General features: G+C 59.9%; 14 protein-coding genes. 2 read left to right on the top strand and 12 right to left on the bottom strand.

Annotated features, from left to right (window positions below):
* Positions 1–68: 68 nt before the first annotated feature.
* The 6 genes from J7416_RS19120 to J7416_RS19095 all read right to left on the bottom strand — a co-directional run bounded on the left by J7416_RS19120 (position 69) and on the right by J7416_RS19095 (position 5,724).
* Positions 69–569 (bottom strand): DNA-3-methyladenine glycosylase I, encoded by a 501-nt coding sequence (locus J7416_RS19120; RefSeq protein ID WP_209227046.1) that lies wholly within the window; start codon positions 567–569, stop codon positions 69–71.
* A 305-nt stretch (positions 570–874) separates the two neighbouring features.
* Positions 875–1,330, bottom strand: a complete 456-nt coding sequence (locus J7416_RS19115) for a PaaI family thioesterase (RefSeq protein ID WP_209227023.1) — start codon at positions 1,328–1,330, stop codon at positions 875–877.
* 21 nt (positions 1,331–1,351) lie between these two features.
* On the bottom strand, positions 1,352–2,056 hold the full coding sequence (locus J7416_RS19110; RefSeq protein ID WP_244867361.1) for a helix-turn-helix domain-containing protein: 705 nt from the start codon (positions 2,054–2,056) through the stop codon (positions 1,352–1,354).
* Positions 2,057–2,060: 4 nt separating this feature from the next.
* Positions 2,061–2,915, bottom strand: coding sequence for an SDR family oxidoreductase (locus J7416_RS19105; protein WP_009803501.1), 855 nt, complete (start codon positions 2,913–2,915; stop codon positions 2,061–2,063).
* A complete protein-coding gene (locus tag J7416_RS19100) occupies positions 2,912–4,849 on the bottom strand; it encodes an AMP-binding protein (protein WP_009803500.1) in 1,938 nt (645 codons plus the stop codon). Before J7416_RS19100 ends, J7416_RS19105 begins: the two co-directional genes overlap by 4 nt.
* Positions 4,850–4,962: 113 nt before the next feature.
* Positions 4,963–5,724 carry a glucose 1-dehydrogenase gene (locus J7416_RS19095; RefSeq protein WP_209227021.1) on the bottom strand — a complete coding sequence of 254 codons (762 nt, stop codon included), beginning with the start codon at positions 5,722–5,724 and terminating at the stop codon, positions 4,963–4,965.
* Between the two features lie 169 nt (positions 5,725–5,893).
* Between J7416_RS19095 and J7416_RS19090 the strand changes: the two genes are divergently transcribed.
* Complete coding sequence (locus J7416_RS19090; RefSeq protein WP_244867357.1) at positions 5,894–7,183, top strand: TetR/AcrR family transcriptional regulator; 1,290 nt, start codon at positions 5,894–5,896, stop codon at positions 7,181–7,183.
* Positions 7,184–7,199: 16 nt separating this feature from the next.
* Here J7416_RS19090 and J7416_RS19085 read toward each other — a convergent pair whose 3' ends face one another.
* Genes J7416_RS19085 through J7416_RS19060 form a run of 6 tightly spaced genes read right to left on the bottom strand, consistent with a single transcriptional unit; the run spans position 7,200 to position 12,183 of the window.
* Entirely contained in the window at positions 7,200–7,601 is a 402-nt protein-coding gene (locus J7416_RS19085) for a PaaI family thioesterase (RefSeq protein ID WP_009803497.1), read from the bottom strand.
* Positions 7,601–8,083, bottom strand: a complete 483-nt coding sequence (locus tag J7416_RS19080; RefSeq protein ID WP_209227020.1) for a PaaI family thioesterase — start codon at positions 8,081–8,083, stop codon at positions 7,601–7,603. The genes J7416_RS19085 and J7416_RS19080 overlap by 1 nt, the downstream gene beginning before the upstream one ends.
* Positions 8,084–8,095: 12 nt before the next feature.
* Positions 8,096–8,899: an enoyl-CoA hydratase-related protein gene (locus tag J7416_RS19075; protein WP_009803495.1), complete on the bottom strand. Its 804-nt coding sequence runs from the start codon at positions 8,897–8,899 to the stop codon at positions 8,096–8,098.
* Complete coding sequence (locus tag J7416_RS19070; protein WP_009803494.1) at positions 8,892–9,746, bottom strand: SDR family oxidoreductase; 855 nt, start codon at positions 9,744–9,746, stop codon at positions 8,892–8,894. The genes J7416_RS19075 and J7416_RS19070 overlap by 8 nt, the downstream gene beginning before the upstream one ends.
* Before the next feature lie 9 nt (positions 9,747–9,755).
* Positions 9,756–10,955 carry an acyl-CoA dehydrogenase family protein gene (locus tag J7416_RS19065; RefSeq protein ID WP_209227019.1) on the bottom strand — a complete coding sequence of 400 codons (1,200 nt, stop codon included), beginning with the start codon at positions 10,953–10,955 and terminating at the stop codon, positions 9,756–9,758.
* Positions 10,956–10,968: 13 nt separating this feature from the next.
* Positions 10,969–12,183, bottom strand: coding sequence for an acyl-CoA dehydrogenase family protein (locus J7416_RS19060; RefSeq protein ID WP_050759166.1), 1,215 nt, complete (start codon positions 12,181–12,183; stop codon positions 10,969–10,971).
* Positions 12,184–12,316: 133 nt separating this feature from the next.
* Between J7416_RS19060 and J7416_RS19055 the strand changes: the two genes are divergently transcribed.
* Positions 12,317–13,102 carry an enoyl-CoA hydratase-related protein gene (locus J7416_RS19055; protein ID WP_040608656.1) on the top strand — a complete coding sequence of 262 codons (786 nt, stop codon included), beginning with the start codon at positions 12,317–12,319 and terminating at the stop codon, positions 13,100–13,102.
* The last annotated feature ends 1 nt before the right edge of the window (position 13,103 follow it).

Below are 13,103 nucleotides of genomic sequence, written 5' to 3'. Positions count from 1 at the left end.
GAAACCTGTCTTTGACTTTCCACGCTAAGTGGCCCTGATTTTTTTCACGTTAATTGGCCGACAGTTGCCTATGTCGGTGTGCGAAGGGTGTTTCGGGCTGTTTCGACGTCCTTTCGCATCCAACAGACTTCTGCGTGATCGTTGATAAATCCCATGGCCTGCATGAATGCATATACGGTGGTCGGTCCCACGAATTTGAAGCCAAGCTTTCGTAGATCTTTGGACAGGGTCTCGGACGCTGGTGATTTGGACCGCATTTGTGGCAGTGCGTCGTCCTTGGCAGGTTCATATAGCCAGATGAATGCAGCGAAGGAGCCTTCCTCTTGGACGACCTCGAAAGTACGGCGAGCGTTGTTGATCACGGCTTCGATCTTGCCTCGATAGCGAACAATTCCTTCATCGGCAAGTAGGCGCTCAATGTCGTTGTCGTCAAAGTTCGCAACTCCCCGAAAGTCGAACCCGGCGAGGGCAGCACGAAAGTTTTCGCGCTTGGCCAGAATGGTGCGCCAGCTCAGCCCTGACTGGAAACTCCGGCGTGACGGCAGCCCATCGGCACCGTGGGCGTCCATCCGTTCCAATTACGGTTGCAGCATCAGGCCGCTGCAGCATAAACTTGAACAGAAACCGAACCAGATCCTCCGTTACGATACAGTCTCAGCTCTCCGAAAAACCCTGATGACGGACAATCGGCGACCGCACTGCTAAAGGCTAACATTACCGCTTGGCAGGTCTGAACCTGCTGGCGGCGATCTGGATACCGCGCGCGCCTATGGGAAACGGTTGGCCGAGGTCGCGAGCCGCTGGAACAGCTGATCCAGCTGTCTGAATAATCGGCCCGGCCGCCCGGATCGGATGTGCTGCGGCCGGGTTGCGCTCAGTCCGCGACCCCCGCCCGCCCGATCAGCGCCATGAGCGTTCCGGTCATCGTTGCGACGAGCTTTTCATCCTGGCCCTTCACGGCATAGGCACGCGCCTCGCATATGGTCAGCGTCCTGCCTGGTTTCACCACGTCAGCGACGAAGCGAAACCGTTCGCCGTCCGCCGGGTTGAGTAGGTTGATCTTGAATTCGGCCGTCAACACTGCCGCGTCCGCTGGCATCAGCGAAAAGGCCGCGTATCCGCAGGCGCTGTCCAGCGCTGTCGACACGATTCCGGCATGCAAAAACCCATGCTGCTGGGTCAGTGCAACCTGATGTGCCATTTCCAGAACGATGCGGCCGGGTAACAACTCGGCAATGCTGATCCCCAACGTGTTCATTGCCTTCTGGCGATCGAAACTGTTGCGCACGCGTGCGTCATAGTCGGGGTTTTTCGGTTTGAATTGTGTCATGGCGGGTCTTCCTCTTCGATTTCATTCGTCAATGACCAATCTTAGGCGGTCTTTGAGGCGCGTATCTTGTAGCGAAAGGTCAAAACGACGCGGAATAGACAGAGCGCGCAACGCGCCGGGCGGTTTGCCGGCGAAGATCCGGCAAGCGGCGGACAAGTGAGATTGATCGTAATATCCGGCGTCCAGCGCCAGATCGCACAGCGGCAGGGTCTTTGACGCAAGCTGCCCGAGAGCCCGGCGAAAGCGTCGCAAGGTCGCAAGCCGCCGCCGCGACACGCCGGTTTCCGCCCGCGCCTTTCGACGTTTGGTCCGGTCGCTGTAAGCTCCGGGTGGTGCGGCAAAGCGCAGGTCTCTCGCAAGGCCGTCAAGCACCGCGATGAGCGCAGGCAGGTCATCGTCCCCGGTCTGAACCCGGGCCAGTTCTGAGGCCAGCATGTCCAGCCCTTTGGAGTCGGGAAATCGCTGCGGTCGTGACGACAGTCGCAGCCCGGCCACGACACCCTGGAATGGCCTTGGGCGGGGCGAAAAATAGGGGCGCGGTTCTGCCAGCGATACGCGCCCGCCGCCGCAGTCGTCGCGCGTTACCGAAAGGGTAAAGAGGTCGGTTGCGAACCGCCCGCGTCCACCACCGCTCAGCACACCGGTATCGCGGAACACGAACAAGTGGTCGATCTGTCTGGGCGCTTCCTCAGGCGGCGCCAGTTCGAGATAAAGCGGCGCCGCCATCAGGTTACTTGACGAAAGCATCCCGGTTTTCGGCGACGAAATCGGCAAACCGGCGCGCCGGGCGTCCCAGCACGTCGCTGACCGTAGTTTCTATGCCAGCAAGATAGCCCTTGGGCGCGATGGAGGCCAGTTCGACCATGGCCCCGGCGACCTCGTCCTGCATTCCGCCTGCGATCATACCCGCCTTGGCATCCTCGGCCGACAGGGGTGCGCAGGTGACAGTCCGACCTGTCACCTCGAACAGAAGCGCCGCGATATCCTCTCCGGCAAGAGCTTCGGGTCCGGTCAGACCAAGACCCTTGCCTTCGTACCCCGGAGCGGTCAGCGCCTCGGCAGCGACATCCGCGATGTCGCGGGCGTCGATCCAGGCCACAGGGCCGCCCAGATCGTCGTAATAGACCCCATCTTTTGCAATATTGCCGGCCTGCCAGAGCAGGTTCTGCATGAAATAGGTCGGCTGGACGAAGGTCCAGTCAAGGCCGCTTTGCTTCAGCAGTTCCTGGGTTTCGGAATGCCATTTCCCAAATGTCAGCCCCGCCTTGGGCGAGGCGCCAAGCCCGGTGGCCACGACAACATGGCGCACCCCCGCGGTCTTGGCCGCCGCGATCACATTCGCCTTCCACTGACGCATGTCCAGATGGGCAGGCGTGACCAGGTATATCTTTTCTGCCCCGTCACAGGCCCGCGCCAGCGCGGCAGGGTCCGTGAAATTCGCAACGACCGCCTCGCATCCTTTGGCTTTTAGCGCATCGAGCCTGGAAGGGTCGCTGGTGACAGCACGCACGGTCGCGCCTTTTGCCATAAGCGTATCGACAAGAGGGGCGCCGGTGGTGCCCGTGGCTCCGAAAACAGTGATCATGGCTTTTCCTTTTGCAGGTCTGCGATGGGTTGAATGGTTTCCGGGTTGCTGATCGACGACAGATCGCCCGGATCTTCGCCCAGAAAGGCCGCGCGCACGATCCGGCGCATGGTTTTCATGCTGCGGGTCTTGGGCAGGGCCTCGACAAAGTGGATCTCGCGCGGGCGGAAGGGTTTCGAGACGATCTCTCCGACCCGATCCTTGAGCCGCTCCACAAGCTCTGCGTCAGGCGTGACGCCCTGGGCTGCCACACAGACGCAGACGACGGCCACGCCTTTGATATCGTCGGGTGCGGCAATGGCAGCGGCGTCCACCACCTCTCCGGTTTCGGTCAGGGCCGCCTCAATCTCGGGCGGGCCGATGCGTTTGCCGGCGATGTTCAGCGTGTCGTCGGACCGGCCCAGAATATACCATGTCCCGTCCGGATCGCAGCGCACCCAGTCGCCGTGCCGCCAGAGGCCGGGGAAGGTGGACCAATAGGTTTCAAGATAGCGATCGCGGTCCCCCCAAATGGCCGGGGTCAGACCCAGTGGCGGTTGAGTCACGACCAGTTCGCCGACCTCGCCCGGCGCGGCTTCGCTGCCGTCCTGGCGCAGCACCTTGGCGCCGACACCCAAGGCCTGGGCCGAAAATCCGCCGGGCTTGATTTCATGCAGCACGGTCGAGGTCAGGATCGCGCCAAAAAGCTCGGTCCCGCCCGAGATGTTCAGCGGCACCGCGCGGCGGCGGCAGATATGATCGAGCTGCCAGAGCCAGGCGTCGTCGGTCCAGGGTTCACCGGTCGAGGCGACAATGCGCAGGGGCGACAGGTCGTAGCCCGACAAAGGTTCAGTATCCTGCGTCATGAACTGCCGGACCAGAGTCGGGGCCACGCCAAGATGCGTGACCTCCATTTCGGACGCAAGGCGCAGAAGTCTGAAGGGATCGCCGGGCATTGAAGGTGCGCCTTCGGCCAGCACCAGCGTCGAACCGGACAAGAGCACCGACAACAGCGTGAGCGGCCCCATAACCCACCCCATGTCGGTCATCCAAAGATGCCGGTCGTCCCGTTTCATGTCGAGACAAAGCAGGAAATCGGCGGTGGCCTTGGCCTGTACCCCCAGATGGGTATGCACCACCCCCTTGGGCCGCCCGGTGGTGCCCGATGTATAGGCGATCAGAAAGGTGTCGTCGGCACTGACGGGAATGGCGGCAAACTCCGGACTGGCGCGGCCCACGGTTTCGGTCCAGTCCAGATCGCGGGCCGGATCGGCCACCGCACCGCCGAACCGTCGCAGGCTGATCACGGTATGAACCGATGGCACGTCGGTCAAAGCTTGGGCAAGGGTCGCTTCCATCCAGACCGGCTTGCCTCGCCGGGGTGTGGCATCCGCCGTCAACACCGCCACGGCATCCGCGTCGTTCAGACGCGATACGATGGCATGGGGCGCAAAACCGGAAAACAGCGGCACCGCAACCGCGCCCAGCCGGGCAATACCAAGAAGCGCGGCCTCGATTTCGGGGATCATCGGCATATAGATGCCCACCGCCTGACCCGGCTTTACACCGCGCGCGGCAAGGGCCGAGGCGACGCGGGAGGCTTCGGCGGTAAGGTCGGAATAGGTCCAGCGGCGGCGGCTTCCGTCTTCGCCGACCCAGTCGATTGCGACCTTGTCGCCCAAGCCATCGGCAATTCGGGCGTCAAGACAGGTTTCCGTCAGATTCAAAGTACTCCCGACGGCCCACCGGATCGATTCGGGCCCTTCGGAGATATCTCGCAACCGGCTGTAGGGCCGCGCGAACCGTATCCCGGCATGGTCAATGATCTGGCCCCAGAACCAGTCTGGGTCTTCATTCGAACGGCGGACGAGATCCTCGTAACTGTCAATGCCGCAGCCCCTCAGAAATGCGGTCAGCGTGCTTGTCCGCTGGATGTCAGAGCCTGGCTGAAACATTCGCAACCTTTCTACAACGAAAAAGGGCCGCACTTAAGGCGCGACCAGTCGGGGAGGTAACTCTTGGCACGGTTTGGCAGCAGCGCCTTGTGTCCGGCGCTGCTGCCAGCGTTTTAACCGTGCATGGACAAGCCGCCCGAAACCGAAATCACCTGGCCGGTAATGAACCCTGCGTCGTCCGACGACAGGAAGCAGATGATGCCGGGGTAATCTGTCGGCTGCGCAAGACGCTTCATCGGAATCGCCCGCTTGAGACCTTCGGCGATCTTTTGACCGGCCTCGCCCTCGGCAACCTGAGCGAACAGCGGCGTATCGGTCGGGCCGGGGGCGACCGCATTCAATTGAATACCTTTACGCGCCAGTTCGCGGGCTACGGTTTTGGTGAACGAGATGATGCCACCCTTGCAGGCCGAATACACGGCTTCGCCGGATGATCCGACGCGTCCGGCGTCGGACGCGATGTTGACCACACGGCCGCCCCCGTTCTTGACCATGCTCGGAAGCACCGCGTGATGCATATTCAGCGGACCGTAAAGATTGATGTCGATGACCTTTTTCCAAAGATCGGCATCTGTGTCGAGGAACGGTTTGATTACGTCCCAGCCGGCATTGTTCACCAGCACATCGACCGGACCCCCAGCCTCGAACTCGGCTACAGCCTTGTCGACCTGGGCACGGTCGGTGATGTCCACCTTGAAGGCCTGCGCCTTGCCGCCGGCCTCGGTGATCAGGCGAACCGTTTCCTTCGCCCCGTCTTCGCTCATGTCAAAGATCGCAATCTCGGCACCTTCTTCGCCGAACCGTTCGCACACCGCGCGCCCGATGCCGCTGCCGCCGCCGGTCACGATCACGCGTTTTCCACTCAACCCTCGCATATGGAGGTCCTCCTCTTCCGCTATCATCTTGGCAAAGAACTTGATTCGGAACGTTCCTTGCGTTATTCTAACATTTGTTAGATTTAATGCAATGGACAGTCTCGTGTCCCGCAAGTATCGAAATGGAATGGTACACAAGACTGACCCACCCAGGACACTGAGCGACGACTTGAGCAAGTCTGAGAGGACACGCGAAGGCATCCTCTCGGCGGCTGCTCGACTGTTTCGATACGAAGGTTACTACGCAACGACTATGCGCGACATCGCGCAGGAAGCTGGCATTGAGGCCGGCAGCATTTATTATCATTTTCAATCCAAGGACCAGATTCTGAGCGAAGTTCTCGATCTTGGCGTCCGTCAACTATATGAGGCGGTCAGTGAAATCGTTCGGTCGGCACCGACAAGTTCGGAGGATTTTCGCAAGACTTTCGAAGTGCTGATTGAAACACACCTTACCTACCTATTGACCGACAGCGACTTTACGTCAGCCAATATTCGGAACTATCCGATGTTGTCGGACGAAACACGCACCCCGCATCGCGAATTGCGTGCATCATATGCGGGTGCCTGGGGCAAATTCCTGAATGACGCCAAACGCGCCGGCCACCTTCGAAGCGACATATCCACTGCTGTGATCCGCCAGTTCATCCTAAGTGCCATGAACTGGACCGTAGAATGGTACGATGTCGACAAGTATCCGGTGCACATCCTCGCGGAACGAATGAGTAAGCTGATACTTGACGGAATGTGTCTGCATTGTAAGGCGGATACCGAAGGCTTGAAGCAGTGCCCCGCCACACACGTTAAAACTCCGGACCCCGACGGCAAGGCGGCTAAGACCCGTGCAGAAATCCTGACGGCCGCGGCGCGCGTTCTGAGGGACAATGGCTACAAGGCGACGACGCTCAGGAAGATCGCGGAAGAAGCGAACATGAAGGCGGGCAGCGTCTATTACCACTTCGATTCCAAGGATGCAATCGTTGACGAAGTTCTAAACGCCGGACTGAAGGACTTGCTATCAGGTGTCGAAAGCGCCGTGCGGAAATTCGATGCCCCGTACGATCATCACGCCAGGATAGCGACTGCAATCTGGGCGCACCTGGATTTCCTCTTCAAGGCAAGCGAATTCACTTCGGCGAATATCAGAAGCTATGGAATGCTCCCCAATCATTTCAGGGAGAGGCACAGGGGTATTCGCCATGAATATGGAGAACTCTGGGACGGGGTACTCCGTGACGCTCAGGACGACGGTGCCATACGGTCAGATATCAAGATCGTCCCCTTACGCCAAGTAATGTTGGGCGCCTTGAATTGGACGGTGGAATGGTTCGACCCGAACAAGGCAGGAGCGGAAGGATATCTATCACTGCCTGAATTCTCCAGCATGCTCATCAATCTGTTACTCGAAGGAATTTGTAGCCGGGAGGCGACCCCGTCCACGGGACAAGGCACGCCCTGAAAGCGATTGGCTTTTGTCAAACCAGAAGGAAGTGATACAACCCCTCGGCAACCGCCTTTTCCCGTTCCGCCTGCCAGCTTTGTACGCTAACGCTGGCCATCCTATGGCCCTTGCGCGTGACATTGGCGCGCGCAAGAAGCGGTCCTTTCACACCGGGTCTGAGGTAATCGACGGTTAGGTTGATCGGCTTGGCCGGAACGTCGGCGAAATCGGGCTGTACCGCGATGGCAGCCGTGGCTTCCATAAAACTCGCGATTATACCGCCATGGTAGTACTCCATGACCGGGTTCCCGATATGGCGGTCATCAAAGGTCATTTCCGCTTCGGCATGGAGGCTATCCAAACTGTGGACTTCAAAGTTGAGGAATCGAAAAAACGGCACTCGGGATACGTGCGCATTGACAGTTTGCAAATCCATCACGAGGCTTTTCCTTTTGTCATCGCGTCAAACAGGCTGGTCGCACCGCGCGTCAAAGCAAACGACGCGGTTCCACGGGCTATTTCAGCGTCCTCATGGCCATCGAACCAGACGTTGCCGGAATTGAAGGCGATGTGGCGAGTCTCGCGAAAACAATGCGCTTGAACGATGACATCCGCGCGCGAACGAGCAGGGCGCAGGTAATCAACTCTCAGGTCAAGAGTGGCCATGGTACTGACGCCTTCGATGGCCACAAAGTTTGCCAGTCCGAAGACACTGTCCAGAAGGGCCGTCAGGATACCACCATGAAGCAGGGTTTGTGCCGCATCGACGCAAAAGTCCTTATTGAACGGCATCCGAACGCGAACGACTTCGGTCGAGACCTCTTCGATTTCAAGCGCCATATGCGTAATCAGACCCTTGCCGCGCGCATTCCACATCTGCGCGATTTGCTCCATCTTCTTTTGGGTGATGTCAGACATGCGATCTTTTCCTTAACGCCCCGTGAAGTTGGGTTTTCGTTTCTCGATGAACGCAGCAACCGCCTCGTGATGGTCTTCGGTCTGATGCATGAGCGCCTGATAAGCCGCCGCAGAATTCAGGTAATCCGGCAGGTCCATCCGTTCGGCATTGCGCATCAGACGCTTGGCGATCCGAACCGCGCGCGGCGGTTTCGCGGCGATGACAGCGGCCCGTTCGCGGGCTCGTGCCATCAATTTTTCATGCGGCACCAGCTCAAGCACCATGCCAAGCTCCAGCGCTTCCTTGGCCTCGACCATGCGCCCTGAGAAGGTCAGATCGGCGGCCTTCTGGTGGCCCAGACGACGCAACAGGAACCAGCTGCCCGCATCGCCCGGAATGATTCCGAGATTCAGAAACACCTCGCCGAACCTTGCTTTTTCCGACGCGATGCGCATGTCGCACATCATGGTCAGGTCACACCCCGCGCCAACCGCCGGGCCATTGACTGCGGCGATGGTGGGAATGTCCATGTTGTAGAGCGCCTGCGGCAGGCGCTGCACCCCGTCGACATAGCTCTGCGCCGCCGCCAGCGGTTCCTTGCGGAACACGCTTTCGGGATCGTTCATCTCCTTGACGTCGCCGCCGGCACAAAAGGCCGGGTCGGCGCCGGTCAGGATCATGACGCTGACTTGCGGGTCGGCCTGCACCTTGGCGAAGGTCTCCAGAAGGGCAGCGATCATGTCGTTGCCGGTGACCGGGTTGCGCCGCTCGGGGTCGTTCAGCGTGACCGTGGCGATCCTGTCGGAAATCTCCAGAAGGACGGGTTGCTTACTCATTCTTGCCATCTCCCCGTTCGCGTTTCTCGAACATCGCTGGGTTGATCATGTCCCGCGCGTCGTGACCCATGTGCAGGGTTTCACCGCCGTCTACATAAATGTCTTCTCCGGTGATGAAACCGCCAAGTTTCGAGGCCAGGAAAATGATCGTGCCTGCGATGTCCTCGGCCGCCCCCATCCGGTTTAGCACCGAGCGGTTCAGCTTTTTCCACTGTTCCGGCGGAATCGGATAGCGGCCAAGCGCATCGGTCTTGATCGTGCCCGGCGCGACACAGTTCAGGCGGATGCCGTATTCGCCCCATTCGGCGGCCAGCGTTTTCATCATGCCCGTCACACCGGCGCGGGCGGCGACGGTGTGTGTAAAGCCGGTAAGCGCGGTGCGCGCCGAGATGGCGGTGACAAACACAACCGATCCACCATTGTCGTACATGAAGTGATCCGCCGCTGCCCGGGTCATTTGCCAAGATCCGATCAGGTTGTTTCGGATCACGGCTTCGAAGCCCTTGTTGGTGATATCACGGGCGGCCGCGATATATTGGCCGCCGGCATTGTTCACCAAAACATCCAACTGCCCGTAGTGGTCCTTGATCCGCCCCATCGCAGTTTCGATACTGACTTCGTCGCGGGTATCTCCGGGCACGACAAAGGCCTCGCCCCCCGCCGACCGGATCATCTCGGCGGTCTCCTCCAGCGGCTCTTCCCGGCGCGCGAACAGCACAAGCCTGGCCCCGCAAGAGGCCATTTCGATCGCCGTCGCCCGGCCCATTCCGGATCCGGACCCCGTGACCAGGGCAACCTGGCCCGCCATGAGATCCGACGCGTAACGCGTTGATTTCGCTTCGCTCATGTTCCGCCCCTAGTTCTTCAGCAATTCGCCGGATATGATGAGTTTGCGAACCTCCTGGGTGCCCGCGCCGACCTCAAGCACGCGACCGGTCCGGTACAGCCGGTTCACTTCGGTATCACGCATGTAACCCGAGCCGCCGTGAATCTGGACGGCCTTGTCGAGCACGAAGGACGTCGCCTCGGCGGCCTTGTAGATCGCCGCAGCGGTGAGCTTGTGGATTTCGCCACGCCCGCCTTCGCCCTCTTCGAGGCCTTCACACATGGCTGCGGTGCGCAAGGAAAGGCTCCGCGCGGACTCGATCTGCGTATACATGTCGGCCAGCATCGCCTGAACCATCTGAAAACTGGCGATCGGTTTGCCGAATTGCTGGCGTGTCTTGGCGTAATCGATGGAAATATCCAGTGCCCGCTGCGCGATGCCCATTGCGTTGAAACAGACGATGGCACGTTCCAGATCAAGCCCGGACATGGTCACGGCAACGCCGCCATCGAGCTTGCCCACCATGTTCCCCGCCGGAACGCGGCAGTCTTCGAACACGAGCTCCCCCGTCGGCGAGCCGCGGAACCCCATCTTGTTGAGCTTCTGCGCAACCTTGAAACCCGGCGTGTCGGTTTCCACGATGAAAGCGGAGATACCCTTGGCTCCCTTCTCGGGCGCGGTCTTGGCATAGACCAGCACCAAATCGGCGATCGGCCCATTGGTAATGTAGATCTTGGCGCCATTCAGGATGTAATCGTCGCCATCCTTCGTGGCCGTGGTCCGCATGGACCCAAGCGCATCGGACCCCGCGCCGGGTTCGGTCAGACCCAGAGCGCCGATCAGCGTGCCATCGCACAGGCCCGGCAGATATTTGTGGCGCAGATCGTCATTCGCGTTGCGATAGATGTTGTTGACGCACAGGTTGTCGTGGGCCACGTGGGTCAGCCCGATCGCGGCAGAGGCCCGCGACATCTGTTCGGTGATGATACAGGCCGAGGTGAAGTCCAGCCCGGCACCGCCAAATTCCGGCGGTACGTTGAGGCCCAGATAGCCCATCTCGCCCAGCTTGGGAAAGACCGAGGCCGGCAGGTCATCGGTATCGTCCATCTCCGCGTTCAGGTGATGAAACTCGGACATGAAGAACTTTTCGGCCAGATCGGCCAGGGCCTGCTGTTCGTCGGTCATGAAATGGGTGGGCAGAGCGGTGTCGTTGCGCAGTTGCTTGTTCATGGTCTTGTCTCCCTCAGGCGCGCAGAAGTTCTTCGGCGATGATGATCTTGCGGACTTCGCTTGTGCCCGCGCCGATCTCCAACAGCTTGTTGGCGCGGTAGAGCCGGTTGATCTCGGTGTCCTGCATGTAGCCAGAGCCGCCGTGGATGTGGCAGGCTTCGGTCACTGCCTTGTTGAAAGCCTCGCCCGCATAGAGACAGGCCGCCGCCGTCAGTTTGTGTATTTCACCGCGACCCCCGGCGCCCTTCGGCAACCCGGTACAGGCGGCCAGCGCCCGATAACTGAAGGCACGCGCGGTTTCGACCTCGGTGTAGATCTCGGCCAGCTTCGACTGCATCATCTGGAAGCTCGAGATTGGTCGGCCGAATTGTTCGCGAATCTTGGCGTATTCCAGCCCCAGTTCCAGCGCGCGTTCCGCCATGCCCACGCAGACCGAAGCGACCATCGCGCGTTCAAGGTCCAGCCCGCTCATGACCACCGAAACGCCGGTGTTTTCCTGTCCAACCATGGCGGACGCGGGTACGCGGCAGTCCTCAAACACCAGTTCTCCGGTAGGCGAGCCGCGAAAGCCCATCTTGTCAAGCTTTTGCGCCACCTTGAAACCGGGATTGTCCGTCTCGATTATGAAAGCGGAAATGCCCTTGGCACCCTTCGACTTGTCGGTTTTAGCGTAAAGCAGGATCACATCGGCAATCGGCCCGTTGGTGATATAGATCTTCGAGCCGTTGATGACGTAGTCATCGCCGTCGCGGCGCGCGGTGGTCGCCATGGACCCAAGCGCATCGGACCCCGCGCCCGGTTCGGTCAGGCCTAAAGCACCAACCAGCTCGCCCGAGCAAAGACCCGGCACGTATTTCTTCACATGCTCTTCGGATCCATTGCGCAGCAGGTTATTCAGGCACAGGTTGTCATGCGCCCCGTGTGAGAGGCCCACAGCCGGATTCCACTTCGAAATCACCTCGGACACCAGCGCCTGGGTGAACTCGTTCTGTCCCGATCCGCCCAGCTCTTCGGGTGCGGTAATCCCCAGCAGGCCCAGCCCGCCCATCTGCTTGAACAGATCATCGGGCCACCATTCCTCGTCATCCATACGCGCTTGCAGCGGGTGCAGCACCTCGCGCGATACCCGATCCACGTGATCGACAATCTGGCGTTGCTCATCAGTCAACGAATAGTTTGCCCTGATGGCCTCCAGATCAGCCGCGAGAGCCTCTCTTTGAGTGGTCATATCATCCTCCCGAAAAATGTCGTCTGCAGTGTTGACCAAAATCAAACATATGTTAGAAAATAGATCAAGCCAAGCTTTTGACGACCCGACGTATGAATGCGCGGTGCGCTGAATACAGGGGGGAGCTACGGAAATGACTGAGACCGCTGTTCAATCGCAGGCGCTCGGCCAGGAAGTGCGTATCACGATTCGACGTCCTGAAAACCGAAATGCCCTCAACCGTGAAGTCGCAGACGGGATCATTGCTGCCATTTGTGCTGCCGAGAGGGACAGCGATTGCCGCGTGATCGTTCTGACCGGCGAGGGTGAGCGCGCCTTCTGTGCCGGGGGCGACATCAAGGCGGGGGCGGATGGCGGCCCGTTTGTTCAGGATCCGGCAGATCCGGATCACTTTGCCGGAAGGTTGTTTGAAACGATACAGGCGTGCCGCAAGCCAACCATCGCGCGCATCAATGGAGCCGCGATGGGGGCGGGGGCTGGCATCATCTGTGCCTGCGATCTGGCTGTAATGGCAGAGCATGCCCGCATTGGGACGCCCGAAGTCAAGGTGGGCCTGTTTCCCATGACGATCGTACCACCCATGATGCGCGTGCTGCCCCGGCGCAGGCTGATGGAGATGTTCATCACCGGCGTTCCTCTGACGGCCTCGGAAGCCCTGCAATTCAATCTGGTCAACTATGTGACCGATGCCGCGGAACTGGACAACAAGGTTGCAGAACTGGTCGCCCAGATTGCTGCGCAGTCGCCGAGCGCGATCCGGCTGGGAAAATACGCCTGTCACGCGATGGAGGACATGACCTATCCGCAGCAGATGCGGTTTGCGGAAACACTTTTACCCCGCGTTGCGCAGACAGAAGACGCGCGCGAGGGCTTTGATGCCTTCATTGCGAAACGCAAACCTGAATGGACGGGCCGTTAAT

The sequence above is a fragment of the Ruegeria sp. R14_0 genome, assembly GCF_017743975.1.
Classification (GTDB): domain Bacteria; phylum Pseudomonadota; class Alphaproteobacteria; order Rhodobacterales; family Rhodobacteraceae; genus Ruegeria.
Note: the sequence above shows the minus strand (reverse complement) of the source record. Positions and strands in the feature narration are given on the sequence as shown.

What these genes read in the sequence shown, in the direction of transcription:
- J7416_RS19120 (WP_209227046.1), bottom strand. Translation starts at nt 569, where the DNA reads ATGGACGCCCACGGTGCCGATGGGCTGCCGTCACGCCGGAGTTTCCAG.
- J7416_RS19065 (WP_209227019.1), bottom strand. Translation starts at nt 10,955, where the DNA reads ATGAACAAGCAACTGCGCAACGACACCGCTCTGCCCACCCATTTCATG.
- J7416_RS19110 (WP_244867361.1), bottom strand. Translation starts at nt 2,056, where the DNA reads ATGGCGGCGCCGCTTTATCTCGAACTGGCGCCGCCTGAGGAAGCGCCC.
- J7416_RS19060 (WP_050759166.1), bottom strand. Translation starts at nt 12,183, where the DNA reads ATGACCACTCAAAGAGAGGCTCTCGCGGCTGATCTGGAGGCCATCAGG.
- J7416_RS19085 (WP_009803497.1), bottom strand. Translation starts at nt 7,601, where the DNA reads ATGGATTTGCAAACTGTCAATGCGCACGTATCCCGAGTGCCGTTTTTT.
- J7416_RS19080 (WP_209227020.1), bottom strand. Translation starts at nt 8,083, where the DNA reads ATGTCTGACATCACCCAAAAGAAGATGGAGCAAATCGCGCAGATGTGG.
- J7416_RS19075 (WP_009803495.1), bottom strand. Translation starts at nt 8,899, where the DNA reads ATGAGTAAGCAACCCGTCCTTCTGGAGATTTCCGACAGGATCGCCACG.
- J7416_RS19115 (WP_209227023.1), bottom strand. Translation starts at nt 1,330, where the DNA reads ATGACACAATTCAAACCGAAAAACCCCGACTATGACGCACGCGTGCGC.
- J7416_RS19105 (WP_009803501.1), bottom strand. Translation starts at nt 2,915, where the DNA reads ATGATCACTGTTTTCGGAGCCACGGGCACCACCGGCGCCCCTCTTGTC.
- J7416_RS19070 (WP_009803494.1), bottom strand. Translation starts at nt 9,746, where the DNA reads ATGAGCGAAGCGAAATCAACGCGTTACGCGTCGGATCTCATGGCGGGC.
- J7416_RS19055 (WP_040608656.1), top strand. Translation starts at nt 12,317, where the DNA reads ATGACTGAGACCGCTGTTCAATCGCAGGCGCTCGGCCAGGAAGTGCGT.
- J7416_RS19100 (WP_009803500.1), bottom strand. Translation starts at nt 4,849, where the DNA reads ATGTTTCAGCCAGGCTCTGACATCCAGCGGACAAGCACGCTGACCGCA.
- J7416_RS19095 (WP_209227021.1), bottom strand. Translation starts at nt 5,724, where the DNA reads ATGCGAGGGTTGAGTGGAAAACGCGTGATCGTGACCGGCGGCGGCAGC.